This is a genomic window from Rathayibacter sp. Leaf248 (assembly GCF_920939495.1).
GTDB lineage: Bacteria > Actinomycetota > Actinomycetes > Actinomycetales > Microbacteriaceae > Rathayibacter > Rathayibacter caricis.
In genome coordinates, this window is sequence record NZ_CAKLAV010000001.1 from 670,431 (window position 1) to 694,710 (window position 24,280).

Here is a 24,280-nt window from a genome sequence, read left to right on the forward strand (position 1 = left end):
GAACGTCGAGATCGCGGGCGCGGTCGGAATGGGAACCACCTCTTCACGGACGGGGAACGCAGGCGGAAGACCTGTTTCAATCGGTCATTCTACGGAACAGACGTTTCACCCGTGTTTCGGGGAGCCGAACGCGGCCGCCCTCTCGAGGAGGGCGAGGTCCGCGCCGCGCGGTCCGACCAGGCACAGTCCCACCGGAGCGCCGTCGACCCAGAGCAGCGGCGCCGACAGAGCCGGGTAGCCGCCGATCCCCGCGACGCAGGTCATGCTCAGCGTCGCGGTGCGCACCGCGTCGATCCGCTCCGCCGAGGCGTCCAGCGGGGGGGCGGGCGAGGAGGCGGACGGGAGGAGCAGCACCCGGTCACCGAGAGCCGCGTCGAGGGCGGCGCGGTGAACGGCGAGGCGCTCCCGGGCGGCGGCGACCGTCGCCTCGTCCAGCCGGGACGCCGCATCGAAACGCCCCTGCACGTCCGGAGCCAGGGCACCCGGATGCGCCGAGACCCACTCGCCGTCGGCGGCCCACGCCTCCGCCGCCTGCACGGTGCGGAAGTCGGCGAACATCTCGGCCACGGGCGGCAGGACGACGCTCTCGGGCTCCTCGAGCGCGCCGTCGGCGACCAGCGCCTCGACGCGGCGCGCGAACGCCTCCTGCACCGCCGGATCGGCCGCCGCGAGCAGGCCCGGCGCCGTGACGACTCCGCGGCCCGGAGCGTGCTGCTCGGCTCGCGCGAGCCCGACCCGCGCGACGCGCTGCAGAGTCAGGACGTCCCGCGTCAGCCAGCCGACGGTGTCGAAGCTCGGCGCCAGCGGCAGCAGCCCCGCCACGGGCACGGCGCCGTGCGTCGTCCGCAGTCCCCAGAGCCCTTGGTACGAGGCGGGCACGCGGATCGAGCCCGCCGTGTCGGTCGCGAGCCCGACGGAGGCCTGCCCGAGCGAGACGGCGGTCGCCGGTCCGCTCGAGGAGCCGCCGGGGATCGCGCCCGGCACGGCCGGATTCGGCGGCGTCCCGTAGCCGGAGTTGCGACCCGCGATGCTGTACGCGAACTCGTCCGTCTGCGCGAGACCGCGGACGGCCGCCCCCGCCTCGAGCAGGTCCGCCACGGCCGGAGCCGTCCCGGTCTCGATGGCGGCCTCGGCGAGGCGCGCGGGCACGCCGGCGCCGATCCGCTGCCCCTCGATCGCGAAGAGGTCCTTGACCGCGATCTCGAGCCCGTCCAGCTCGCCCGAGCCGGTCGGAGGCACCAGCGGCGCGCCGACGACCCGCCAGACCCGCGCATCCAGGGCCGGCGCGGGCGCCTGCACCTGCGCGGCGCGCACCCGCCAGACGCCCTCGTCGAGCGACCACAGCTGCGTGACGAGACCGCGCCCGCCGCGGGACGGCGTGTTCACTGTGACGACCAGCGCGGTGCCGGCGTCCACCGCCCGCACGTGCAGCTCGGCCAGGCCGCGCGGAGGAGTCCCGCCGCGCCGTCCGCGGAAGCCGGTGATCGCGTCGTGGCCGACCAGCAGCCCCGACGCGTCGCCCCGGAGCGTCGTCGGCGCGCGGACGAACGCGTCCGCCAGCGCCGGCACGTCGTCGGCCGCGAGCGCTGCCTCGTAGGCGAGGACCGCGTCGACGAGGCCGTCCGGCAGCTCGCCCTCGAGCGAGGTCACGCGCGGGTCAGACATCGAAGTCCGCCGTCCGCACGCGGGCGTGCACGCCCTTCACGAGGTCGACGACCTGCGAGATGTTGAAGTCGGTCGCGGCGCTGAGATACGCGTAGGCGAGGCTCGCGTCCATCCCGTAGCGCGCCTGCAGCAGCGCGATGGCCGCGCGCACGCAGTTCTGCACGGCGATGTCGAGGTCGGCGTCCATCCCGGTGGGCACCAGGAACTCGCTCGTCTCGCCCAGCGGCCCGACGAGCTCGCCGAACGCCTCGAGCGCGTCGGCGCGCCGCACCACCTCGAACCGGACCCGGACGCGGAGACTCGCCTCCATCGCCGTCAGCGCGACCTCGCCGTCGCCCTGCGCGAAGTGCGGGTCGCCGACGTACGCGAGTGCCTCCGGCACCTGCACCGGCAGGTAGAGGCTCGTCCCTGCGGTGAGCAGCGAGATGTCGATGTTGCCGCCGTGCGGGCCGGGCGGCACGGAGTGGGGGCGCTCGTCGCCCGCGACCGCGACGCCCAGGATCCCGAGGAACGGGTGCAGCTCGAAGCGCGCCGAGCGCTCGCCTCCCGGTACCAGCGGCAGCACTCCGCGGCGGACGCCGTCCGCTGCGTCCTCGACGTGCGCGAAGGCGCTGAAGGGCCCCGCCGCGAGCGGGTACTCCCCCGGCAGCGCGCCGCGCCCGTGCCGATTCGAGATCACTCCGTACGGCACCCGCGGCTCGGCCTCGAGGAGGGTCATCCGCAGCAGGTCGCCGGGCCGCGCGCCCCGGACGGCGATGGGACCCGTGACGACGTGCGGACCGTCGACCTCCGCGTCGCGGAACGGACCGGAGGCGGCGAGCTCGATCGCGTCGCGCAGCACGCCCTCGGGAGCGACGCCGTGCCGACCGAAGAACGCGACCGGATCGCGGCCCTGATCCTCCAGCACGCCCTCGTGGCTGAGGGTGTCGATGACGACCTCGGTACCGGAGTCGATGCTCAGCACTGCGCGGTCGCTCGCGCAGGGCAGCCGCCCCCAGAGCACCGAGTGGGGGCTCGCGGGCAGGTACTCCACGCCCTCCGGGATCGACTCACCGGGCTGCACCGCCCACTCCGCCAACCGCATGCGCCGCCCGCCTTCCCGCGCGGGAGCCTCCCGCGACCGTCCGACAGTACCGAAGCCGTGTTTCGTCTCTTCGCGCGCATCCGTGGCAGGATCGGCGGAGCTCAGCCCCTGCTCCACCCCGCGAGACGGCACTCCCGCACGAGAGACGCCGGTGCGAGCGTGCCGACGTGGCGTCTCGCGGGCGCCTCCCCCTCCCTCCGACGACAGGACCCCCGTGTTCCGACGCCTGCGCACGCGCACCGACAACGTCCACCTCGGCCTCATGCTCGCCTTGACCTTCTCGACCGGCATCATCGACGCCGTCGGCTACCTCGGCCTCGACCGCGTCTTCACCGGCAACATGACCGGCAACGTCGTGATCCTCGGCATGGCCCTCGCGGGAGCCGACGACCTGCCCGTCGTCGGCCCGATCATCGCGCTCGTCGGCTTCATGCTCGGCGCCGCGCTCGGCGGCCGCGTGCTGCGCCCCGTGAAGACGGGCTGGACCACCCGCTCCACCTGGCTCTTCACCGTCGTCGGACTGCTGATGGCCGTCCTCGCGATCGTCCTCGGCGTCGTCCCCGAGCACCCGGAGCCGCTCGCGCTCACCGTCACCGGGATCCTCGGCCTCGCCATGGGTCTGCAGGCGGCGACCGCCCGCCACATCGCCGTGAAGGACGTCACCACCGTCGTCGTCACGTCGACCATCACCGGCCTCGCCGCGGACTCGTGGCTCGGCAGCGGCAAGGGCCAGCCCTGGTTCCGCCGCCTCGCGGCCGTCGTGCTGATCGGAGCCGGTGCCGGAGTCGGTGCCCTCGCCCTGAACGTCGGCCTCTGGCTCGGCCTCGCGATCGCGGCCGCGATCACCCTGATCGCCTCGCTCTTCGGCCACCTCGTCGCGCACGCGAAGCACGCTCCGGCGCCCGAGAAGGCCGCGGCCTGACACTCCCCGCACAAGCTCAGCTCAGAGAGCGGTCTGTCTGCTGTCAGGGCCTGTGCCCCTCTCGCAGCAGACGTTCCGCTCCTACGCCACCCGCGGCAGCAGCTGGCAGTGCGGGCACAGGTGCGAGGAGCGGTTCATGAACGGCACCCGCACGATCGCCTCGCCGCAGCGCGGGCACGGCTTCCCGGTCTGCCCGTAGGCGTTCAGGCTGTGCGAGAAGTACCCCGACGCCCCGTTCACGTTCACGTACTGCGCGTCGAAGCTCGTGCCGCCCTCGGCCAGCGCGCGCTCGAGCACCGAGCGCACCTCCGCGAACAACCGGCGGATGCGCGGCTCGCTCAGCGATGCGCTCGAGCGCTCCGGATGCAGCTCCGCCGCCCACAGCGACTCGTCCGCGTAGATGTTGCCGATGCCGCTGACGAGGGTCTGATCGAGCAGCGCCCGCTTGATCCCGCTGTTCCGGCGCCCGAGCGCCGTCACGATGGCGGGCAGGTCGAAGAAGGGGTCGAGCGGATCACGCGCGATGTGCGCCACTTGCGAGGGGACGCGCGCGGCCCAGTCGCCGAGGGGCCCGTCGCCCGAGTAGCCGCCCGGAGCCCCGTCCGGTGTGGGCTCGAGCGTGTCGATCGCCATCGAGCCGAAGATCCGCTGATCCACGAAGTGGAGCGCGAGCTCCCCGTGCTCGGGGTGTTCGATCCCGATCCGGATGCGCGTCAGCCTGGCGGGCGGCGCGTCCGCGGCGCGCAGCAGCACCTGCCCGCTCATCCCGAGGTGCACCAGCAGCGCCTCGTCGCGGCCCGCGGGCATCCAGAGGAACTTCCCGCGGCGCACGGCGCCCGCGAGCCGGCGCCCGACCAGCAGCCGCTCGAACGTGCCGTGCGGATGCACGTGCCGCTTCAGCGAACGCTCGTCGACGATCTCGACACCGGTCACGAGCGATCCCGTGACGGCCGGGGCGAGGCCGGCGCGCACCACCTCGACCTCGGGCAGCTCGGGCACGTCAGGCTCCGGAGGCGGGCGGCAGCGCGGCCAGGCGCGTCCAGGCGTCCAGCGCCGCGGCCATCTCGGCCGCCTTCTTGCTGGTCCCCTCACCGCGGGCGGTCACCAGACCACCGACGATCACCGTCGCCACGAAGACCTTGTTGTGGTCGGGGCCGGTCGCGGCGATCTCGTAGCGGGGAGCGGGAGCGCCGTGCTCGGCGGCCGCCTCCTGCAGGCTCGTCTTCGGATCCATCGAGACGCCGAAGCGGCCCGGGTCGGCACGCAGTGGAGCGATGAGGCGCAGCACGAGGTCGCGCGCGGCATCGGGGCCGGTGCCGAGGTAGACGGCTCCGATGATCGCCTCGACCGTGTCGGCGAGGATCGACGCCTTCTCGCGACCGCCGGTCAGCTCCTCGCCGCGGCCGAGCCGGAGGAACTCGCCCAGGCCGATGCCGCGGGCGATCTCGGCCAGCGCGACCGTCGACACGAGGCTCGCGCGGCGCTTGGCCAGGTCGCCCTCGCTCAGGGCGGGGTACTCGGTGTAGAGCATGACGGTCACGGCCTGCCCGAGGATCGAGTCGCCGAGGAACTCGAGGCGCTCGTTGTGCGGGATGCCGCCGTGCTCGAAAGCGAACGACCGGTGCGTCAGGGCGAGCTCGAAGAGCTCACCGTCGAGGCTCACGCCGAGCGTGGCCTCCAGACGCGACCGGTCGTCGCTGGAGGGTGATGCGGAGGTCTGGTTCACCATGGACCACTCGACGTCCGTCGCGGAGCGACGGGCCGCCGGAGGAGTCGGATCAGACGTCGGCGACCTTGCGGCCCTTGTACTCGAGGAACAGCGCGGTGCCCGCGGAGTCCTCGACGACCTTGGCGCGGTGCGGGAGGCTGTAGACGACCTTGCCGTTCTCGACGGTCTTGACCAGGGTGGGGACCTCGGCCTTCCACTGCGAACGACGGGCGTGGGTGTTCGCGCGGGACTTCTTCCTCTTGGGAACAGCCATGATTCTCTCTTCTCTACGTGTGTCCCGAGTCGGGGCTAGTCGGTTTCGGTGCCGGCCTGACGGCCTGCACCGCTGTCTGCGGAAGCTCCGGGCGCTGCGGCCCCACCGTTCCCCGTCTCGCTCAACCCGGCGAGCGCGGCCCACCTGGGGTCGTGCGGCGCATCCGGTTCGCGCTCGGAGGAATCGGCCAGCCGCTCCCCCGTGACGGGGTCGAGGCCCGGACAATCCGGCCGGCAGACCGGCTGGAACGGCAGCGACAAAACCACCGCATCCCTGACCAGAGGTTCAAGATCCACGTGGTCGTCGTGAACCTCATAGTCGAAAGCTTCGTCAGAAGAGTACGCGAAAAGTTCCTGGAACTCGACATCGACAGGCAGGGAGATGTCGGTGAGGCACCGGCTGCACTCACCGACGGCCTCCGCCGACACCTCGACGCTGGCCAGGATCCCCTCGTGCACCGACTCCACGCGCACGTCGAGGTCGATCGGCGCGCCCTGTCGGACCGCCACGATCCCCTCGCCGTACTGCTCGGGAGCGTCGATGGCGAGACGGTGCTCGCGCATCTCCCCCGGACGGCCGATGAGATCGCGCACGTGCACGGTGAACGGCGTCTTTCGGAAAGTAGTCACGAGGGTCCATCTTACGCGCGACGGCGCCGAGCGGGCTGGAGAGCCTCAAGTCACGGACCGGCCGAGGACGACGGCCGCCGCACGACGAAAGGCCGGAGCCGTCGCGGACGACGGCCCCGGCCCGGGGAACACGGATCAGGCGCCGCCCTCCTGCAGCGTCACCTCGATCGGCTCGAAGTCGGCGCCGCTCGTGTCGACGCCCTCCTCCTCGAGCTCGGCCAGCGCCTTCTCGACGTACTCGTTCGAGTACGCCGTCTCCGGCGGGTCGTCGCTGATGATGGTCGCGCCGGTCTCGTTCTGCGTCTCCTTGGCGATGTCGACCGTCTGCTGCCAGGCGGCCTCGTCGATCATGCCGATGCCTCCGGTCGAGGGCCAGATCAGCTTGTTGACCTCGTTGGTCATCCAGAGCTGGTGGCTCGTGCCGAGCGTCGAGCCGGCGGCGGTGACGATGTCGGCCGCCTCCTCCGGGTTGTCCTTCGCGTAGATCCAGCCCTTGATCGAGGCCTTCACGAACGCGACGGTCTGCTCCGCGTATGCGTCGTCGCTCTCGAGCTTCTCGGCGTCGGCCCAGATCGCGTCCTGCAGCATCGCCGTGCCGACGTCGTTCCAGCTGATCACGTTCAGGTCGTCGGGCGTGTACAGCTCGCCCGTCTCCGGGTTCACGCTCTCGAGCACCTGCGCGTACTCGTTGTAGGTCATCGCCTGCGCCGCATCGATGTCGCCGGCGAGGAAGCCGTTCATGTCGAACTGCTGCTGCACGAGCGAGATGTCCTCGAGCGACACTCCGTCCTGCTGCATGCCGGCGAAGAGCTCCCACTCGTTGCCGTAGCCCCAGCTGCCGACCGTCTTGCCGGACAGGTCGGCGGGCGAGGTGATGCCCTTGTCCTTGAACGAGATCTGCGTGGTGGCGCTGCGCTCGAAGATCTGCGCGACATCGGTGATCGCCGCGCCCTGCTCGATCGAGCCGAGCACCTTCGGCACCCACGAGATCGCGTAGTCCGCGTCTCCGGAGGCGAGGACGTCCTGCGGCACGATGTCGCCGCCGCCCTCGGCGATGGTGACGTCCAGGCCCTCGTCCTCGTAGTAGCCCTGGTCGAGGGCGGCGTAGTACCCGGCGAACTGGGCCTGTGCGACCCACTGCAGCTGCAGGGTGACCGGCGCGAGGTCGCCCGAGCCTCCGCCCGAGCCGCCGTCGTCGGTTCCGGATGCGCTGCATCCGGTGAGCGCGAGACCGACGGCGGCGAGCCCCGCCGTCGTGGTCGTCGCGATGCGCGTGCGTCTGTTCACTGTTCCTCCAGATGGTGTGGTGCAGGACGTGCCCGTGCGGGCGGTGCTGTGGAGCGACGTGCCGTGGTGCGGATGGAGCGCCGGGCGGACCCGGGTGGAACGGTGGAGCACCGGGCGGGCCCGGGAGCGGCTGGGATCAGCGCGCGCGACTGCGCCGGAGCGCGAAGGCCTCGAGCCCCGCGGTGGCGCAGTAGAACAGGAGGCCGACGAGCACGGCGCCGAGCACGTAGGCGTAGGCGAGCGCGTAGTCGCTGCCCGAGGCCGCCGTCGTGATCGACTTGCCGAGCCCGCCGACCGGTCCGCCGAAGTACTCGGCGACCAGCGCCGAGATGACGGCGAGCGAGGAGGCGATGCGCAGTCCCGTGAAGAAGAACGGAACGGCGGCGGGGAGGGTGACCGCGAGGGTGCTCTGCCACGGCGTCGCGGCGTACGCCCGCATCAGATCGCGGTGCACCGGAGTCGCCTGCCGCAGCCCCCGCAGGGTGTTCACGTAGACCGGCACGAAGACCGCGAGTGCCGCGACGAGCTGCCGCGCCGTCTCGACGCTCGCGCCGAACATCGTGTAGAGCACCGGCGCCAGCGCCACGATCGGCACCACGGCGGCCGCCGCGACGATCGGAGCGACGAGGCCGTCGAAGACCCGCAGCAGCGCCGACAGGCTCGCGACGACCACCGCGACGACCGCTCCGACGACGAGGCCGATCAGCGCGTTCCCTCCGGTGACACGGCTGCCGGACGCCACCGTGCCGAGGTTCTGCGCGAACTCCGCGCCGATCGACACCGGCGACGGCAGCACGAACGGCTTCACGTCGAACGCTGTGACGCCCACCTGCCACAGGATCAGGGCCGCGAGCCCGAGCAGCAGCGGCGCGAGGACGGTGCGCGCGAGCGCCGGAGTCGTCATCGGTTCTCCACCCCGCGCGGCAGCGCCGCGGCCTCGCCGTGCAGGAGCTCGCGCACGGCGCCGACGTCACGGAAGAACGACTCGTCCTCGCGCACGCCCTCGTCGCGCGAGGCGGCGTCGGGCAGGCGCACCGGGAGCACGTCGCGGATCCGCCCCGGGCGGGGTGACATCACCACGACGCGGTCCGAGAGGAACACCGCCTCCGGGATCGAGTGGGTGACGAAGACGACGGCCGCTCCGGTCTCGGTGCGGATCCGCAGCAGCTCCGTCTGCATCCGCTCGCGCGTCATCTCGTCCAGCGCTCCGAAGGGCTCGTCCATCAGGAGCAGCCGCGGGCTCTCGGCGAGCGCACGCGCGATGGCGACGCGCTGCTGCATGCCTCCCGAGAGCTGGTCGGGGTAGGAGTCGGCGAAGTCGCCGAGCCCGACCAGCGCGAGGAGCTCGTCGACCCGCGAGCGCCGGGCCGACGCTCCCACCCCGTGCAGCTCGAGCGGCAGGGCGATGTTCGCGCGGATGCTGCGCCACGGCAGCAGCCCGGCCTGCTGGAACGCGATGCCGTAGTCCTGGTCGAGCCGCGCGCGCCGGGCGGTCTTGCCGAAGACGGAGATCGCTCCCGACGTGGGCTCGTCGAGATCTGCGATCAGTCGCAGCAGGGTCGACTTGCCGCAGCCGGAGGGTCCGATCAGCGAGACGAACTCCCCCGCCGCGATCTCGAGCGACACGTCCTCGAGCGCGACGACGCTCGCGCCCTTCTTCGTGCTGAACGTCTTGGTGACGGCGTCGACGACGACGGCGGACTCGGCAGCGCTCATGCGGGCTGCTCCCCTCTGCGGAACGGACGGAGGACGACCCCGATCAGCGCGACGGCGCCGGCGGCCGCGAGGCCGACGAGCACCGCGCCCAGGATCGGCGCCCAGGGCTTGGCGGGGTCTCCGCCGGCGGCGGAAGCGAACTCGATGATCATGCGGCCGATGCCGCCGCGCAGGCCGATCGAGACCTCGGCGACCACGGTCCCGATGACGGCGCTGACCGCTCCGAGGCGCAGGGCGGGGAGCAGGTACGGCACGCTCGCCGGCAGGCGCAGCCGCACGAGCGTCTTCCACCAGCCCACCCCGTAAACGTGCATCAGCTCGACCTGATGGGCGGCCGGCGAGCCGAGCCCGCGGAGCGCGCCGATCGACACGGGGAAGAACGCGAGGTAGGAGGCGATCAGCGCCACCGACATCCAGTTCTCCCAGGTGAACGCGCCGAGCTCGAGCTGCGAGCCCCAGCGGCGCACGAGGGGTGCGATGGCGATGAGCGGCACCGTCTGGCTGAGCACGATCCAGGGCAGCACCGCCGACTCCGCGGTGCGGAACCGCTGCATGAGCAGCGCGAGCAGCATCCCGACGACGACCCCGACGACCCAGCCGACGGCCGCGATCCCGAGCGAGAAGGCGCTCGCCTGCAGCACAGCGAGCCAGAGCGCCGGAGCGCCGCGGGCTCCGGTCACCGGCTCGACGAGGCGCGCCGCGATCTCCCAGAGGTGCGGCATCGCGATCGCGCTGGTGCGCGGCAGCACGGTGACGCCTCCGAGGACCACGCCGGTCTCGGGGCCGAGCGCCTTGTACGCCTCCCAGACGAGAGCGAGCAGGAGCAGGCCGGCCGCGCCGAGCAGGATCCCGCGCGCCGCGGCCGGAGCCCTCATGCCTTGGCCGTGATGTGCGGGCCGAGAGCCGGGATCACGCGCTCGCCGTAGACGCGCAGCGTCTCCTCCTTGTTGTCGTGCTGGAGGTAGCCGGCGAACTGCGTGACGCCGATCTCGGCGAGCGCCTCGAGCTTGGCGATGTGCTCGTCGGCCGTGCCCAGCACGCAGAAGCGCTCGACGATCTCGTCCGGCACGAACGAGGTGTGGCTGTTTCCCGCCCGCCCGTGCTCGTTGTAGTCGTAGCCCTCGCGCCCCGCGATGTAGTCGGTGAGGGCCTGCGGCACCGCGCCGCTGCTCCCGTAGCGGCCGACGATGTCGGCGACGTGGTTGCCGACCATGCCGCCGAACCAGCGGCACTGCTCGTACATGTGGGCGCGGTCGGTGCCGATGTACATCGGCGCGGCGATGCAGAACTGCAGCGACTCGGGGTCGCGGCCCACGTTCGCGGCCGCCTCCTTGACCGTGGTGATCATCCAGCGCGCGATGTCGACGTCGGCCAGCTGCAGGATGAAGCCGTCGCCGACCTCGCCCGCCAGCTTCAGCGCGAGCGGGCCGTACGCGGCCACCCACATCTCGAGCGAGGAGCCGCGGCTCCACGGGAACTGCAGGGTCGAGCCGTTGTACTCGACCGAGCGGCTGTTGGCGAGCTCGCGGATGACGTGGATCGACTCCCGCAGCGTCTTGAGCGTGGTCGGCGCCCCGCCCGTCACGCGCACCGCGGAGTCGCCGCGGCCGATCCCGCACACGGTGCGGTTGCCGTACATCTCGTTCAGCGTCGCGTGCAGGGAGGCGATGACCGTCCAGTCGCGCGTCGCCGGGTTGGTGACCATCGGGCCGACCGTGATGCGGTGCGTCTTCTCGAGGATCTGCGAGTAGATCACGTAGGGCTCCTGCCAGAGCAGGTGCGAGTCGAACGTCCACGCGTAGTCGAAGCCGTAGGTCTCGGCCAGGACGGCGAGGGCGACGGTGCGCGAGGCGGGCGGGTTGGTCTGGAGGACGACTCCGAAGTCCATGGGGTTCCTTTGTGCTGCGGTCGGACGAGGAGAGGTCAGATCAGATATTGCGAGAGCCCCCGCTTGATGTACTTGCCGTCGCCCTTCGTGCCGACGTACTGCCCGTCGTCGACGACGACCTTGCCGCGGGAGATCACGGTGTCGACGTGCCCGTCGATCTCGAACCCCTCCCACGCGGAGTAGTCCATGTTCATGTGGTGACTGCGCCCCTCGCCGATGCCGATCGAGGTGTGGCCGTTCGGGTCGTAGACGACGACGTCGCCGTCCGCGCCGGGCTGGATCACGCCCTTCTTCCCGTACATCCCGAACATCCGCGCCGGAGTCGTGGACGTCAGCTCGACCCAGCGCGGGAGCGAGATCTGCCCGGACACGACGCCCTGGTACATCAGGTCCATCCGATGCTCCACCGAGCCGATGCCGTTGGGGATCTTCGAGAAGTCCCCGACGCCCATGTCCTTCTGGCCCTTCATGCAGAACGGGCAGTGGTCGGTGGACACCATCTGGATGTCGTTCGTACGCAGCGACTGCCACATGTGGTGCTGGTGCCCCTCCGCCTTCGAGCGCAGCGGCGTGGAGCACACCCACTTCGCGCCCTCGAACCCGGGAGCGCCCAGCTGCTCCTCGAGCGAGAGGTACAGGTACTGCGGGCAGGTCTCGCCGAACACGTTCATGCCGCGGTCGCGGGCCTGCGCGATCTGCTCGACCGCCTGCTTCGCCGACACGTGCACGACGTAGAGGGGTGCACCGGTGAGGTCGGCGATCATGATCGCCCGGTGCGTGGCCTCCTCCTCCGCCTGCCACGGACGCGACGTGCCGTGGAAGTACGGAGACGTGTTCCCGGCCGCGAGGGACTGCTTCACGAGCTCGTCGATGATCGCGCCGTTCTCGGCGTGCATCATCATCATCGCCCCGTTGGAGGCGCCCTTCTGGAACGCGCGGAGGATCTGCCCGTCGTCCGACAGGAACACGCCCTTGTAGGCCATGAAGAGCTTGAAGCTCGTCACCCCCTCGTCCATCAGCTCGTCCATCGCGACCAGCGACGAGTCCTGCACGTCCGACAGGATCTGGTGGAAGCCGTAGTCGATCGCGCACTCCCCCGCCGCCTTCGCCTGCCACGCCTGATACCGCTCGACGACGCTCTCGCCGGGGTACTGCACCACGAAGTCCACGATCGAGGTCGTGCCGCCCCACGCGGCGGCCCGCGTGCCCGTCTCGAAGGTGTCCGAGGCGAAGGTGCCGCCGAAGGGCATCTCCATGTGCGTGTGCGCGTCGATCCCGCCCGGGATCACGTACTTCCCCGTCGCGTCGATCACGCGGTCGACGTTCGCCCCGAGATCGAAGCCGAGCAGAGTCGACCCGGGCGCGAGGACCGCCGCGATCGTCTCTCCGTCGATCAGCACGTCGGCCGCGCCGGTGCCGGCCGCGTTCACGACCGTGCCGTTGGTGATGAGGGTCTTCATCGTCGCTCCTGGATGGTTCGCGCGGTCACGGCTTGGGGATGCTGGTGTACGACTCCGGCCGGCGGTCGCGGTAGAACTGCCAGTCGTCGCGCATCTGCTGCACCATGTCGAGATCGAGGTCCCGGAGGAGGATCTCCTCGCTCTCCCCGGAGCCGCGCTCGCCGACGAACTCGCCGCGCGGGTCGATGACCTGGCTCGTGCCGTAGAAGTCGACGGCGAGGTCGCCGTACTCGTTGTCCTCGCGGCCCACCCGGTTGGGCTGCAGCACGAAGTACCCGTTCGCCACGGCGGCAGCGGGTCCCTCGACCTCCCACAGGCGGTTGGAGAGCCCCGGCTTGGTCGCGTTGGGGTTGAAGACCATGTGCGCCCCGTTCAGGCCCAGCTCCCGCCAGCCCTCGGGGAAGTGCCGGTCGTAGCAGATGTGCACGCCCACCTTGCCGACGGCGGTGTCGAACACCGGGTAGCCGAGGTTGCCCGGGCGGAAGTAGAACTTCTCCCAGAACCGGTCGAGGTGCGGGATGTGGTGCTTGCGGTACTTCCCGAGGATCGTGCCGTCGGCGTCGACGACCACCGCGGTGTTGTAGTAGACGCCGGTCTGCTCCTCCTCGTAGATCGGGAGGATCATCACCACCCCGAGCTCCTTCGCCAGCGCCGCGAAGCGCTGCACGATCGGCCCGTCGGCCGGCTCGGCGTAGCGGTAGTACTTCTTGTCCTGCGTGATGCCGAAGTACGGACCGTAGAACAGCTCCTGGAAGCAGACGATCTGCGCCCCGTCGGCGGCGGCGTCCCTGGCCATCTGCTCGTGCTTGTCGAGCATCGACTCCTTGTCGCCGGTCCAGGTGGTCTGCGTGATCGCTGCGCGGACGATGGTCATCGGTACCTCCATGACAGTGGGGCCATCCGCCAGCGGGGCTTCGACGGCGGAACTCCTCGGGTGCCTCGGCACCGTGCGGATGCGGAGTCGGGGGACCGTGGTCCCACTGTGGTGGGCCGAGCGCCCGAAGGCAACGACCCGTCCGACTCCGTGGACAGGGGTTCATCGTCGTCCTCCGACGTTTCCCGCGTGTTTCGAGTGGGAATCCGTGGGATTAAGGAGTCGGCTCCACCGATTCCGTCGCCGCTCGACGAGGGCGGTACCGTGGGCGGATGCGCATCACGATCCTCGCCGGCGGCGTCGGAGGAGCCCGCTTCACCTCGGCCGTGCGGGAGCACCTCCGCGACCTCGAGGCCGCGGGTGGCGGCCCGTCCGAGATCACGGTGGTCGCGAACACGGGCGACGACATGTGGCTCACCGGCCTCAAGGTCTGCCCCGATCTCGACTCCCTCACCTACGCCCTGGGCGGAGTGAACGACACCGAGCGCGGCTGGGGCCGGGCCGGCGAGTCGGAGCGGGTCTCGGCCGAGCTCACCGCGTTCGGCGTCGGCTGGCCCTGGTTCACCCTCGGAGACCTCGACCTCGGCACGCACATCGCCCGCACCTCGATGCTGCGCGACGGTCTCACCCTGTCGGAGGCGACCGAGCGGATCACGGCGCGCTGGCCGCTCGGCGTCCGCCTGCTCCCCATGTCCGACGACGACGTCGAGACGCACGTCGAGGTCGAGATCCCCGGTGAGGGCGTCCGGCTGCTGCACTTCGAGGAGTGGTGGGTGCGTCTGCGCGCCTCCGTGCCCGCCAGCCGCTTCGTGCAGACGGGGGTCGAGACCGCGCGCCCCGCGCCCGGCGTCCTCGAGGCGATCGCCGACACGGATGCGGTGCTCGTCGCACCGTCGAACCCCGTCGTGTCGATCGGCACGATCCTCGGCGTGCCGGGCATCGCCGACGCCCTGCGCGCCACCGCCGCCCCCGTCGTCGGGGTGTCCCCCGTCATCGGCGGCGCCGTGGTGCGCGGGATGGCCGACGCGTGCCTCGCCGCGATCGGCGTCGAGACCTCGGCCGAGGCGGTCGGCCTGCACTACGGCTCCCGCTCCACGGGCGGGCTGCTCGACGCGTGGCTGGTCGGCGAGGAGGATGCCGGAGCCGTCTCCGCGCTCGAGGCGGCCGATCTGAGGACGCGCTCGGTGCCCCTCTGGCTCCGCGACCGCGAGACCTCCGCCCGCCTGGCTGCCGACGCGATCGCCGCCTCCCGCGGCTGAGCCGTGGTGTCTCCCGCGCGGCCCGCCGTCGCCCGATCGGGCCGTTTGCTTGTACCGTCGTCCCGGATCGACTTCCCGGGCGACGAGCGCCGGAACCGGAGTCGCACGACCGCCCGTCCAGGACCGCCCCCGCGGATCCGCCGCTCGGGCCGCAGGGCGCGCGCGCTCGCAGGAGGACTCATGCAGCATCGCACCCGCATCGGAGCGGACGTCGTCCGCGGTGCCGGCGGTGCGCGCCGTGCCTGAGCGCTCCTTCGTCCTGCACACGCCCCCGGACGACGGCATGACCGCGATCCACGAGGCGCTCGAGGAGCTCTGGGCCGAGAGCCCGGGACTGGGATCGTGGGACCGCATGTCCTTCACCACAGCCCTCGTCGAGGTGACGTCGAACGTCGTCCAGCACGCGCGCTCCTCCCGGCCCGTCGTCTGCCGCGTCGAGATCCGCGTCGACGACCTCGAGATGCGCGCCGTTCTGAGCGACTCGGGCGAGGCGGCCGACATCGACGTGGCCGAGCGCCGCGACATGCCCGACGAGTGGGAGGAGGCCGGCCGCGGCATCCCCTTCATCCAGGCCCTCGTGACCAGCTTCGAGCACCGCCGCGTCGACGGGCAGAACGTCTGGACGATCGTGCGCGAGCGCAAGCGCTCCTGAGCGCTCCCCCCGGACGCGGGAGCCGACGCCCAGGACCGTGTGCCAGCGTGGGAGGAACCGCGTCCGGACCACAGGCGCGGACCCCCTGCGGAAGGAACTCGTCCATGCCTGGTGCCCTCGTCCTCGCCGGAGGCGGACTGGCCGGTATCGCCTGGGAGCTCGGCGTCGTGCGCGGAATCGCCGACGCGTCCCCCGAGGCCGCCCGGCTCCTGCTCGACCCCTCGACCACGTTCCTCGGCACGTCCGCGGGGTCCGCCGTCGCGGCCCAGCTGAGCACCTCCGTCGGCCTCGACGAGGCCTACGCCTCGCAGCTGCGCGAGGAGTCGGCCGAGATCGGCGCCGTCATCGACTCGGAGGCCCTGCAGGCCAGCTTCGCCGCCGCGATCGAGGGCGCGACCTCGCCCGAGGACGCCCGCCGTCGCATCGGCGTGCTCGCCCTGTCGACGTCGACCCTGTCGGAGGAGTCGCGCCGCGAGGTCATCGCCGCTCGCGTCGCCGACGCGGACTGGCCCGATCGGCGCCTCCTCATCACCGCCGTCGACACCGCCACCGGCGCCCTCGTCGTCTTCGACCGCACGAGCGGCGTCCCGCTGGTCGACGCGATCGCCGCGAGCTGCGCCGTCCCCGGCGTCTGGCCGCCGGTCACGATCGACGGCGTGCGCTACATGGACGGAGGCGTGCGCTCGGGGAGCAACGCCGACCTGGCCGCCGGAGCCGACTGGGTCCTCGTCGTCACTCCGCTGCCCGGCATCGGCGCACCCGGCGTGGGCACTGTGCCGACAGCCGAGCTCGACGCCCTCGCGTCCTCGCGGGTCGAGGTCGTCTACGCCGACGAGGCCTCGATCCGGGCCTTCGGACCCAACTCGCTCGACCCCGCGGTGCGCGCCGCCTCGGCGGAGGCCGGTCGCGCCCAGGGTGCCCGGATCGCGAGCAGGATCGCCGAGCTCGTCGGCGCCTGACGCGTCCTCAGCGCAGGACGCCGTAGCGGAGGAAGAGCGTCCCGTCGCTGAAGCGCCGCTGCTCGCGCAGATCGAGCGCCGTGCGGAACCCGGACGGCAGGAACCGCGTCCCGCCTCCGACCACGACGGGCACCACGTACCAGCGGATCTCGTCCACGATGCCGGCGCGCAGAGCCTGAGCGGCGAGGTCGGCCCCTCCGATCGAGGCGTCGTGGTCGAGCGCGTCCACCTGCTCGCGCACCGCCTCGGGGTCGAAGCGCCGCTCGAGCCGGGTGCGCACGGTCCGGACGTCGTCCAGTGTCCGCGAGTACACGATCTTGTCCGCCGCTCGCCACATCTCCTGGAAGTCGCGGATGAAGGCGAACTGCTCGGCGAGGGCGTATCCCGGGCCCCAGCCGCTCATGGTCTCGTACATCCTCCGGCCGTAGAGATAGGTGCGCACCTCCGCCTCGGTCTCGTTGATGAAGCGGTGCACCTCGGGACGCGGCTCCGCCCAGGTGAAGCCGCCGGCCTCGTCCTGGGTGTACCCGTCGACCGAGGCGATCCCGCTGTAGACGAGCGCGCCCACGTCGGCCTCCTCCGCGGGCGGGTTCGGGTTCCGCCCACGAGCGCAGGCTAGACGCGAGAGCGCTCTCACACAACACGGAGCGAAGGGATCGGCGGCGATCGACGGGTCGGCGTCTCCTTCCCGACCGCGTAGGGTTCAGGAGGCCGTGCCCGCGGCCGCGAAGGGTTCCGGATGAAGATCAGCCAGCTGCGCCACTTCGTGGCGGTCGCCGAGGAGCTGCACTTCGTGCGCGCCGCCGAGAAGCTCGGCATCTCGCGGAAGAAGCTCGACTCCTCCGTCGCCGCCGTCGAGTTCGACCTCGGGCGTCCGCTCTTCGAGCCCGGCGCGTCCCGCACGGTGCTCACCGCGGCCGGACGCGAACGGCTCGCCTCCGCCCGAGCGGAGCTCGCGGCCCTGGGCGACGAGCCCGAGGCGGCTCCCCCCGCCGGCGGCAAGGCGAAGGCCTCGAAGGGCACCGGCCGCGCCCAGATCGTCAAGGGCCAGCCCAAGCCCTACAAGCGCCGCCAGACGCGCTGAGAACGGATCCGCGCGGCCCGCCGAGCGCGATCCGGAGTGGGCCCTACCGGGCTCGAACCGATGACATCCACGGTGTAAACGTGGCGCTCTACCAACTGAGCTAAAGGCCCCCGTCGCGGCCTGGCCGCCGACGAGCGTCCCCATCGTACGACACCCTCTCCCGCGTCCCCGGCCGTCGGGCGCCGCTAGCCTCGGCACATGACCGACGCACCCGGTGACCGGGCGAGGCGGCGCGCCGAGAGCCGCTGGCCCGCCTCCGCCGCCATCCTCGTCGCCGTCGCCCTCAACGTCGTCGGCCACGACGACCGCACGTCGGCGGTCAGGCTGGCCGCGGCGGCGCTCACCCTCGTCCTCCTCGTCCCGCTGTTCGTCGTCAACCCGCGCCGCCTCGACACCGAGACGAAGTGGTCGCGCGTCGTCTCGATCTCGCTGGCGGTCGTCCTCGCCGTCGCCAACCAGGTGAACGTCGTCGCCCTGGTCACGGCGCTGGTCGACGGATCGACGGACGGGCCGCTCCTGCTGCTCACCGCTCTGCAGGTCTGGGTGACGAACGTGGTCGCCTACGCGCTGCTCTACTGGGAGCTCGACCGCGGCGGCCCCGTCGCCCGCGGAACCCTCCCGCGGAGCGGGCTGCCCGCCGCCGATTTCGCGTTCCCGCAGGACGGCTACCGGGACACGGTGCAGGAGGTCTCGGCGACCTCCTCCGAGCGCGCAGACTGGCGGCCCGGCTTCGTCGACTACCTCTATGTCTCGACGACGAACACCATGGCGTTCAGCCCGACCGACACCATGCCGCTCTCGAGCCGGGCGAAGCTCCTGATGGCCGTCGAGGGCGTCACCGGATTCGTCCTGCTCGCGCTGGTCATCGCCCGCGCGGTCAACATCCTGAACTGACCCGGTACCCGATCACTCGGGCTGCGTCTCCGCGAGATGCCACTCCGGTGCACGACACGCCGCAGGAGCCGTACCGAAGTGGCATCTCGCGAGAAGCGTCAGGCGTGCGCCGGCTGCAGGGCCTCGATCGCGGCGCGGTAGGCGTCGATCGAGCGCGCCTCGCCGGGCTCGGTGATGAAGGTGTCGCGGATGACGCCCTCCCGGTCGATGAGGAAGGTCGCGCGCGTCGCGTAGCCCTTGCTCTCGACGAAGACGCCGTACTGCTTCGCCACGTCGCCGTGCGGCCAGAAGTCCGAGAGGAGCGTGAAGTCGTAGCCCTGCTTCTCGCCCCAGGCGCGCAGCGTGTGCTTGGAGTCGACGGAGATGCCGATCACCTCGACGTCCGCGTGCTCGAAGAGCGACAGGTTCTCGCGCAGAGCGCAGAACTCCCCCGTGCAGGTACCCGAGAACGCGAGGGGGAAGAAGACGAGGGCGACGTTGCGCCGCCCGTGGAAGTCGCCGAGCTGGATCCGCTCGCCGTACTGGTTGGCGAGTTCGAAGTCGGGAGCGAGCGTCAGCTTCTCGAGAGCCATCGGTCCGATGTCCTTCCGTGCGCACGAGATTCGCGCGAGCACGAGGGGCAATGCTAGACCCGCTTCGCGCCCCCACCAAGGGGGATCGGCGAACCGGCGATCGGAGCCGGCTCCCCGATGGCCGCGGAGGGCCCTCCGGATGGTGGAACCCCACAGACCGCTGAACGCTTCCGTCGTGGATCGCCACAGTAGGCGGGAATCGCTAGGCTTGCCCAGGTGCCTGCGCGCAGCTCGTCATCCGTAGCACCCGCGCGTGGATCCGCACCGCTTCATGAGAATGATGTCTCGGGCACGATCTGCCCCCAGAGAGAGGTCGAGGGTGACTGTTAACGATCAGGACCCGTATTCCGTCGGTCACGTGGACTCGGACCCCGAGGAAACGTCGGAGTGGAACGAGTCGCTGGACGCGCTCGTGCAGGAGCGGGGTGCGGGTCGCGGACGCGACGTCGTGCTCAGCCTCCTGAAGCGCTCCAAGGAGCTGCACCTCGGCGTGCCGATGGTGCCGACCACGGACTACATCAACACCATCGCGCCCGAGAACGAGCCCGAGTTCCCCGGTGACGAGGACGTCGAACGCCGCTACCGCGCCTGGATCCGGTGGAACGCCGCGATCCTCGTGCACCGCGCGCAGCGCCCCGGGATCGGCGTCGGCGGCCACATCTCGACGTACGCGTCGAGCGCGTCGCTCTACGAGGTCGGCTTCAACCACTTCTTCCGCGGCCAGGACCACCCCGGAGGAGGCGACCAGGTCTTCATCCAGGGTCACGCCTCACCCGGCCCCTACGCCCGCGCCTACCTCGAGGGACGCCTGACCGAGCACCAGCTCGACGGCTTCCGCCAGGAGCGCTCGCACAGCGGCGGAGGGCTCTCGAGCTACCCGCACCCGCGCCTCATGCCGGAGTTCTGGCAGTTCCCGACCGTGTCGATGGGCCTCGGGCCGATCAACGCGATCTACCAGGCCCAGGCCAACAAGTACCTCACCAACCGCGGCATCAAGGACGCCTCCGACCAGCAGGTCTGGGCGTTCCTCGGCGACGGCGAGATGGACGAGGTCGAGTCGCGCGGTCAGCTCCAGGTCGCCGCGAACGACGGCCTCGACAACCTCAACTTCATCGTCAACTGCAATCTCCAGCGCCTCGACGGCCCCGTCCGCGGCAACGGCAAGATCGTCCAGGAGCTCGAGTCGTACTTCCGCGGCGCCGGCTGGAACGTCATCAAGCTCATCTGGGGCCGCGAGTGGGACGACCTGCTCGCCCGCGACACCGAGGGCGCGCTGCTCGACCTCATGAACAAGACGCCCGACGGCGACTTCCAGACCTACAAGACGGAGGACGGCGCCTACGTCCGCGAGAACTTCTTCGGCCGCGACGAGCGTGCCAAGAAGCTGGTCGAGGACTACTCCGACGAGCAGATCTGGGGTCTGCGCCGAGGCGGCCACGACTACCGCAAGATCTACGCGGCCATGAAGGCCGCGACGGAGCACAAGGGCCAGCCCACCGTCATCCTCGCCCACACCATCAAGGGCTACGGTCTCGGCCGCAGCTTCGAGGGCCGCAACGCGACCCACCAGATGAAGAAGATGACGCTCGACAACCTGAAGGGGTTCCGCGACACCATGCGGATCCCGATCACGGATGCGCAGCTCGAGGAGAACCCCTACCTCCCGCCGTACTACCACCCCGGTCAGAACGACGAGGCGATCGAGTACCTGCAGGAGCGTCGTCGCGCGCTCGGCGGCTACCTGCCCGAGCGCCGCTCGAAGTACACGCAGCTCAACCTCCCCGACGACTCCGCGTACAAGATCGGCAAGAAGGGCTCCGGGACGCAGGAGATCGCCACCACCATGGCGTTCGTCCGCATCCTGAAGGACATCCTCCGCTCGAAGGACTTCGGCAACCGCGTCGTCCCGATCATCCCGGACGAGGCCCGCACCTTCGGCATGGACGCGTTCTTCCCGAACGCGAAGATCTACAACCCGCGCGGGCAGCACTACACCTCCGTCGACCGCGAGCTGCTGCTGGCGTACAAGGAGAGCCCCCAGGGTCAGATCCTGCACGTCGGCATCAACGAGGCGGGCGCCCTGGCGGCGTTCACCGCGGTCGGCACCTCGTACTCGACGCAGGGCGAGCCGCTCATCCCGGTCTACGTCTTCTACTCGATGTTCGGGTTCCAGCGCACGGGCGACGCGATCTGGGCGGCGGGCGACATGATGGCCCGCGGCTTCATGATCGGTGCGACCGCCGGCCGCACCACGCTGACCGGCGAGGGCCTGCAGCACGCGGACGGGCACTCCCCGATCCTCGCGGCCACCAACCCGGCCGTCGTGAGCTACGACCCGGCGTACGGCTACGAGATCGCGCACATCGTGCAGTCCGGTCTCGAGCGGATGTACGGCGGGAAGCACTCTGACCCGAACGTCATGTACTACCTCACGGTGTACAACGAGCCGATCGTGCAGCCCGCCGAGCCCGAGGACGTGGATGTGGACGGCATCGTCCGCGGCATCCACCGCGTGTCCTGGGGCCAGTGGGACGGCCCCAAGGCGCAGCTGCTCGCCAGCGGCGTCGCGGTGCCGTGGGCGATCGAGGCGCAGAAGCTCCTCGCGGAGGACTGGGGCGTCTCGGCCGACGTCTGGTCGGTCACCTCGTGGAACGAGCTGCGCCGCGACGGCATGAAGGCCGAGCAGCACAACTTCCTCCACCCCGAGGACGCTCAGCAGGTTCCGTACGTCACCGAGAAGCTCGCCGACGCGAAGGGACCCTTCGTCGCCGTCTCCGACTTCTCGCACCAGGTGCCCGACCAGCTGCGCCAGTTCATCCCGGGCGACTTCGCGACGCTCGGAGCGGACGACTTCGGCTTCTCGGACACCCGCGCGGCCGCTCGTCGCCACTTCAAGATCGACGGCCCGTCTGTCGTCGTGCGCACGCTGCAGCTGCTCGCCAAGCGCGGCGAGGTCGACCCCTCGCTGTCGGTCCAGGCGATCGAGAAGTACCGGCTGCACGACGTGAACGCCGGCACCACCGGCAACGCGGGCGGCGAGAGCTGACGGACAAGTCGGTGCTCTCCTCCGACGCGTCGTCGTCGTCGACCACGCGAGGGTCTGCTCCCGCAGCCCCGGCCTCACGGCCGGGCGCTGCGCGCACCAAGGAGCAGACCCTCGCGTGGCTGCGCACCATCGCCGGCGAACTCGCGACGCAGACCATCAAGCGCCTCGACGACACGCTCCCCTGGTACGGAGCGATGCCTCCGGGTCGGCGGTCGGCCGTGGGCCTGGTCGCCCAGGCCGGCATCACGTCGTTCATCTCGTGGTTCGACGATCCGCAGGCGACCCCGTGGATCGCGGCCGACGTCTTCGGCGCGGCCCCGCGAGAGCTGCTCCGCTCGGTGTCGCTGACCCAGACGCTGCAGCTGATCAAGGTCACCGTCGAGGTGGTCGAGGACCGGGTGCGCAACGGCAGCGAGGACCTCCGCGAGGCGATCCTCCTCTACTCCCGCGAGGTCGCGTTCGCGGCGGCCGACGTCTACGCGCGCGCCGCCGAGGCGCGCGGACTCTGGGACGCGCGCCTCGAGGCCCTCGTCGTCGACTCGATCCTCACGGGAGAGGCCGACGACGAGCTGCCCAGCCGCATCGCCGCTCTCGGCTGGCACGGGCACGGCGAGGTCGCGGTCCTGGTCGGCACGGCGCCCAAGATGCTCGACGTCGACCAGCTGCGGCGCACCGCGCGGCACATGGACGCCGACGTGCTGATCGGAGTGCAGGGCAGCCGCCTCGTGCTGGTGATCGGCCGCGCCGAGCCGAGCGAGAACGCGACGGAGGAGACCGGTCCCCCGGTCGCGTTCCTCGAGATCGCGGAGGCGCTCGAGCCCGGCTTCGGCACCGGCCATCTGGTGCTCGGCCACGAGGTCCCGACGCTGGTCGAGGCGTCCCGCAGCGCCCGGGCCGCTCTCGCCGGCTTCGCGGTCGCCCGCTCCTGGCGGAACGCACCGCGCCCGGTCAGCGCCGACGACCTCCTGCCCGAGCGCGCCCTCGCCGGCGATCCGCTCGCCCGGCAGAGCCTCATCACCCAGATCTACAAGCCCCTGCAGAAGCACTCGACCGAGCTGCTCACCACGCTGTGGGCCTACCTCGACAACGGGCGCTCGCTCGAGGCCACCGCCCGCGAGCTGTTCGTGCACCCCAACACGGTCCGCTACCGGCTCAAGCGCGTCGCCGAGGTGATCGGCTGGGACGCGACGGGCGCCCGCGAGGCGCTCATCCTGCAGTCGGCGCTCATCCTCGGGTCGATGAGCGACCCCGATGGAGCCGTCCGCCGCCGTCCCGCGCGCAGCTGACCTCCGCTTCTTGTAGACCCGCCACAAGCTCTTTGTGGTTTCTCCGTACGAACAAGCGGCGCCCAGTGTGGCGCGGATCGGAAGACTGGACACGTGATCGTCGTCGTCGCCCCGGGTCAGGGCTCCCAGACCCCCGGATTCCTCGCGCCCTGGTTGGCCGTCCCGTCCGTCGCCGAGCAGGTGGCGGCCCACTCCGAGGCCGTCGGCATCGACCTCGCGGCGCACGGCACCGAGTCGGACGCGGACACCATCCGCGACACGGCCGTCGCCCAGCCGCTGATCGTCTCCGCCGGACTCGTCAGCATCGCCGCCCTCCTCGAGGGCGGACGCCGCGACCGGATCGCCGGCATCGCCGGGCACTCGGTGGGCGAGATCACCGCAGCCGCCGGAGCGGGAGTCCTCTCCGAGGCCGACGCCCTGGTCTTCGTCCGCGAGCGCGCCCGCGCCATGGCCGCGGCGGCAGCCGCCGAGCCGACGGCGATGAGCGCCGTCCTCGGCGGCGACGAGCAGGCGCTCCTCGCCCGCCTCGACGAGCTCGGCCTCGAGCCGGCCAACTACAACGGCGGCGGGCAGATCGTGGTCGCCGGCGCCGTCGACGCCCTGCAGGCGCTGAAGGACGAGCCGGTCGCCGGCACCCGCGTCATCCCCCTCCAGGTCGCCGGAGCGTTCCACACCCGCTACATGGCGCCCGCCCGCGACTCGCTCGCCGACGTCGCCGCCGGCATCACTCCGGCCGACCCGACCCTGCGGCTGTGGACCAACCGCGACGGCTCGGTCGTCGAGTCCGGCCCGGCTTTCCTGGACCTCCTCGTGGGCCAGGTCGCGTCCCCGGTGCGCTGGGACCTGTGCATGGCGGCGTTCGCCGAGGCCGGAGTCACGGGCCTCATCGAGCTCGCCCCGGCCGGCGCCCTGGTGGGCCTCGCCAAGCGCGGCCTCAAGGGGCTGCCGACCCTCGCGGTCAAGACCCCCGACGACCTCGACGCCGCCCGCGCCTTCGTCGACGAGCACGCCGCCTAGCAGG

24 protein-coding genes and 1 tRNA gene are annotated in these 24,280 nt (G+C 71.4%); 9 read left to right on the top strand and 16 right to left on the bottom strand.

Going from position 1 to position 24,280, the window contains the following annotated elements; translation table 11 throughout:
- Window positions 1-105 precede the first annotated feature (105 nt).
- Both LRG51_RS03420 and LRG51_RS03425 read right to left on the bottom strand, forming a co-directional pair.
- On the bottom strand, window positions 106-1,665 hold the full coding sequence (locus LRG51_RS03420) for an AtzH-like domain-containing protein (protein ID WP_230671190.1): 1,560 nt from the start codon (window positions 1,663-1,665) through the stop codon (window positions 106-108).
- Complete coding sequence (locus LRG51_RS03425; RefSeq protein ID WP_230671192.1) at window positions 1,658-2,749, bottom strand: acetamidase/formamidase family protein; 1,092 nt, start codon at window positions 2,747-2,749, stop codon at window positions 1,658-1,660. Before LRG51_RS03425 ends, LRG51_RS03420 begins: the two co-directional genes overlap by 8 nt.
- A gap of 214 nt (window positions 2,750-2,963) precedes the next feature.
- On the opposite strand from LRG51_RS03425, the gene LRG51_RS03430 reads away from it, so the two are divergent.
- Window positions 2,964-3,671, top strand: a complete 708-nt coding sequence (locus LRG51_RS03430) for a YoaK family protein (RefSeq protein ID WP_329958719.1) — start codon at window positions 2,964-2,966, stop codon at window positions 3,669-3,671.
- Window positions 3,672-3,752: 81 nt separating this feature from the next.
- Here the strand turns inward: LRG51_RS03430 and mutM are convergent, their stop codons facing one another.
- The 11 genes from mutM to LRG51_RS03485 form a co-directional block, all read right to left on the bottom strand.
- Entirely contained in the window at window positions 3,753-4,670 is a 918-nt protein-coding gene (gene mutM / locus LRG51_RS03435) for a bifunctional DNA-formamidopyrimidine glycosylase/DNA-(apurinic or apyrimidinic site) lyase (RefSeq protein WP_230671194.1), read from the bottom strand.
- 1 nt (window position 4,671) lies between these two features.
- The gene (gene rnc, locus LRG51_RS03440) at window positions 4,672-5,400 is read right to left on the bottom strand and encodes a ribonuclease III (RefSeq protein WP_055792708.1); all 729 of its coding nucleotides are present in this window, start codon (window positions 5,398-5,400) and stop codon (window positions 4,672-4,674) included.
- A 49-nt stretch (window positions 5,401-5,449) separates the two neighbouring features.
- Window positions 5,450-5,653, bottom strand: a complete 204-nt coding sequence (rpmF, locus tag LRG51_RS03445) for a 50S ribosomal protein L32 (RefSeq protein ID WP_055792711.1) — start codon at window positions 5,651-5,653, stop codon at window positions 5,450-5,452.
- 35 nt (window positions 5,654-5,688) lie between these two features.
- Window positions 5,689-6,282, bottom strand: coding sequence for a YceD family protein (locus tag LRG51_RS03450; RefSeq protein ID WP_230671196.1), 594 nt, complete (start codon window positions 6,280-6,282; stop codon window positions 5,689-5,691).
- 135 nt (window positions 6,283-6,417) lie between these two features.
- Complete coding sequence (locus LRG51_RS03455) at window positions 6,418-7,569, bottom strand: ABC transporter substrate-binding protein (RefSeq protein ID WP_230671198.1); 1,152 nt, start codon at window positions 7,567-7,569, stop codon at window positions 6,418-6,420.
- A 136-nt stretch (window positions 7,570-7,705) separates the two neighbouring features.
- Window positions 7,706-8,473, bottom strand: coding sequence for an ABC transporter permease (locus LRG51_RS03460; RefSeq protein WP_230671200.1), 768 nt, complete (start codon window positions 8,471-8,473; stop codon window positions 7,706-7,708).
- Window positions 8,470-9,285: an ABC transporter ATP-binding protein gene (locus tag LRG51_RS03465; RefSeq protein ID WP_230671202.1), complete on the bottom strand. Its 816-nt coding sequence runs from the start codon at window positions 9,283-9,285 to the stop codon at window positions 8,470-8,472. Before LRG51_RS03465 ends, LRG51_RS03460 begins: the two co-directional genes overlap by 4 nt.
- Window positions 9,282-10,160: an ABC transporter permease gene (locus LRG51_RS03470; RefSeq protein WP_230671204.1), complete on the bottom strand. Its 879-nt coding sequence runs from the start codon at window positions 10,158-10,160 to the stop codon at window positions 9,282-9,284. The genes LRG51_RS03465 and LRG51_RS03470 overlap by 4 nt, the downstream gene beginning before the upstream one ends.
- A complete protein-coding gene (locus tag LRG51_RS03475) occupies window positions 10,157-11,173 on the bottom strand; it encodes a TIGR03842 family LLM class F420-dependent oxidoreductase (RefSeq protein ID WP_055792722.1) in 1,017 nt (338 codons plus the stop codon). Before LRG51_RS03475 ends, LRG51_RS03470 begins: the two co-directional genes overlap by 4 nt.
- Before the next feature lie 35 nt (window positions 11,174-11,208).
- Window positions 11,209-12,633 carry a dihydropyrimidinase gene (hydA, locus tag LRG51_RS03480; RefSeq protein WP_230671206.1) on the bottom strand — a complete coding sequence of 475 codons (1,425 nt, stop codon included), beginning with the start codon at window positions 12,631-12,633 and terminating at the stop codon, window positions 11,209-11,211.
- A gap of 25 nt (window positions 12,634-12,658) precedes the next feature.
- Entirely contained in the window at window positions 12,659-13,507 is an 849-nt protein-coding gene (locus tag LRG51_RS03485; RefSeq protein ID WP_055792728.1) for a nitrilase-related carbon-nitrogen hydrolase, read from the bottom strand.
- A 272-nt stretch (window positions 13,508-13,779) separates the two neighbouring features.
- Between LRG51_RS03485 and cofD the strand changes: the two genes are divergently transcribed.
- From cofD to LRG51_RS03500, 3 genes are all read left to right on the top strand, one after another.
- Entirely contained in the window at window positions 13,780-14,766 is a 987-nt protein-coding gene (gene cofD, locus LRG51_RS03490; protein ID WP_230671208.1) for a 2-phospho-L-lactate transferase, read from the top strand.
- 238 nt (window positions 14,767-15,004) lie between these two features.
- Window positions 15,005-15,418 carry an ATP-binding protein gene (locus LRG51_RS03495; RefSeq protein WP_157603168.1) on the top strand — a complete coding sequence of 138 codons (414 nt, stop codon included), beginning with the start codon at window positions 15,005-15,007 and terminating at the stop codon, window positions 15,416-15,418.
- Window positions 15,419-15,522: 104 nt separating this feature from the next.
- The gene (locus LRG51_RS03500; RefSeq protein ID WP_230671210.1) at window positions 15,523-16,377 is read left to right on the top strand and encodes a patatin-like phospholipase family protein; all 855 of its coding nucleotides are present in this window, start codon (window positions 15,523-15,525) and stop codon (window positions 16,375-16,377) included.
- 7 nt (window positions 16,378-16,384) lie between these two features.
- Here the strand turns inward: LRG51_RS03500 and LRG51_RS03505 are convergent, their stop codons facing one another.
- On the bottom strand, window positions 16,385-16,945 hold the full coding sequence (locus LRG51_RS03505) for a dihydrofolate reductase family protein (protein WP_230671211.1): 561 nt from the start codon (window positions 16,943-16,945) through the stop codon (window positions 16,385-16,387).
- A gap of 171 nt (window positions 16,946-17,116) precedes the next feature.
- Between LRG51_RS03505 and LRG51_RS03510 the strand changes: the two genes are divergently transcribed.
- Window positions 17,117-17,461, top strand: coding sequence for a helix-turn-helix domain-containing protein (locus tag LRG51_RS03510; RefSeq protein WP_230671212.1), 345 nt, complete (start codon window positions 17,117-17,119; stop codon window positions 17,459-17,461).
- A gap of 37 nt (window positions 17,462-17,498) precedes the next feature.
- On the opposite strand, the gene LRG51_RS03515 is transcribed toward LRG51_RS03510, so the two are convergent.
- A tRNA-Val gene (locus LRG51_RS03515) sits at window positions 17,499-17,571 on the bottom strand.
- Between the two features lie 88 nt (window positions 17,572-17,659).
- Between LRG51_RS03515 and LRG51_RS03520 the strand changes: the two genes are divergently transcribed.
- Window positions 17,660-18,355 carry a hypothetical protein gene (locus LRG51_RS03520; RefSeq protein ID WP_230671213.1) on the top strand — a complete coding sequence of 232 codons (696 nt, stop codon included), beginning with the start codon at window positions 17,660-17,662 and terminating at the stop codon, window positions 18,353-18,355.
- 98 nt (window positions 18,356-18,453) lie between these two features.
- On the opposite strand, the gene LRG51_RS03525 is transcribed toward LRG51_RS03520, so the two are convergent.
- A complete protein-coding gene (locus LRG51_RS03525) occupies window positions 18,454-18,927 on the bottom strand; it encodes a peroxiredoxin (RefSeq protein ID WP_077222641.1) in 474 nt (157 codons plus the stop codon).
- Between the two features lie 319 nt (window positions 18,928-19,246).
- Between LRG51_RS03525 and aceE the strand changes: the two genes are divergently transcribed.
- The 3 genes from aceE to LRG51_RS03540 all read left to right on the top strand — a co-directional run bounded on the left by aceE (window position 19,247) and on the right by LRG51_RS03540 (window position 24,276).
- A complete protein-coding gene (gene aceE, locus LRG51_RS03530) occupies window positions 19,247-21,973 on the top strand; it encodes a pyruvate dehydrogenase (acetyl-transferring), homodimeric type (RefSeq protein ID WP_055792750.1) in 2,727 nt (908 codons plus the stop codon).
- Window positions 21,974-22,092: 119 nt separating this feature from the next.
- Window positions 22,093-23,259, top strand: a complete 1,167-nt coding sequence (locus LRG51_RS03535) for a PucR family transcriptional regulator (protein WP_055793208.1) — start codon at window positions 22,093-22,095, stop codon at window positions 23,257-23,259.
- 93 nt (window positions 23,260-23,352) lie between these two features.
- Window positions 23,353-24,276 (top strand): ACP S-malonyltransferase, encoded by a 924-nt coding sequence (locus LRG51_RS03540; RefSeq protein WP_230671214.1) that lies wholly within the window; start codon window positions 23,353-23,355, stop codon window positions 24,274-24,276.
- The last annotated feature ends 4 nt before the right edge of the window (window positions 24,277-24,280 follow it).

Coding starts and splice junctions, on each gene's coding strand:
- LRG51_RS03420 (WP_230671190.1), bottom strand. CDS start 1,665: ATGTCTGACCCGCGCGTGACCTCGCTCGAGGGCGAGCTGCCGGACGGC.
- LRG51_RS03425 (WP_230671192.1), bottom strand. CDS start 2,749: ATGCGGTTGGCGGAGTGGGCGGTGCAGCCCGGTGAGTCGATCCCGGAG.
- rnc (WP_055792708.1), bottom strand. CDS start 5,400: ATGGTGAACCAGACCTCCGCATCACCCTCCAGCGACGACCGGTCGCGT.
- rpmF (WP_055792711.1), bottom strand. CDS start 5,653: ATGGCTGTTCCCAAGAGGAAGAAGTCCCGCGCGAACACCCACGCCCGT.
- LRG51_RS03460 (WP_230671200.1), bottom strand. CDS start 8,473: ATGACGACTCCGGCGCTCGCGCGCACCGTCCTCGCGCCGCTGCTGCTC.
- LRG51_RS03465 (WP_230671202.1), bottom strand. CDS start 9,285: ATGAGCGCTGCCGAGTCCGCCGTCGTCGTCGACGCCGTCACCAAGACG.
- LRG51_RS03470 (WP_230671204.1), bottom strand. CDS start 10,160: ATGAGGGCTCCGGCCGCGGCGCGCGGGATCCTGCTCGGCGCGGCCGGC.
- LRG51_RS03475 (WP_055792722.1), bottom strand. CDS start 11,173: ATGGACTTCGGAGTCGTCCTCCAGACCAACCCGCCCGCCTCGCGCACC.
- hydA (WP_230671206.1), bottom strand. CDS start 12,633: ATGAAGACCCTCATCACCAACGGCACGGTCGTGAACGCGGCCGGCACC.
- LRG51_RS03485 (WP_055792728.1), bottom strand. CDS start 13,507: ATGACCATCGTCCGCGCAGCGATCACGCAGACCACCTGGACCGGCGAC.
- cofD (WP_230671208.1), top strand. CDS start 13,780: ATGCGCATCACGATCCTCGCCGGCGGCGTCGGAGGAGCCCGCTTCACC.
- LRG51_RS03500 (WP_230671210.1), top strand. CDS start 15,523: ATGCCTGGTGCCCTCGTCCTCGCCGGAGGCGGACTGGCCGGTATCGCC.
- LRG51_RS03510 (WP_230671212.1), top strand. CDS start 17,117: ATGAAGATCAGCCAGCTGCGCCACTTCGTGGCGGTCGCCGAGGAGCTG.
- LRG51_RS03520 (WP_230671213.1), top strand. CDS start 17,660: ATGACCGACGCACCCGGTGACCGGGCGAGGCGGCGCGCCGAGAGCCGC.
- LRG51_RS03525 (WP_077222641.1), bottom strand. CDS start 18,927: ATGGCTCTCGAGAAGCTGACGCTCGCTCCCGACTTCGAACTCGCCAAC.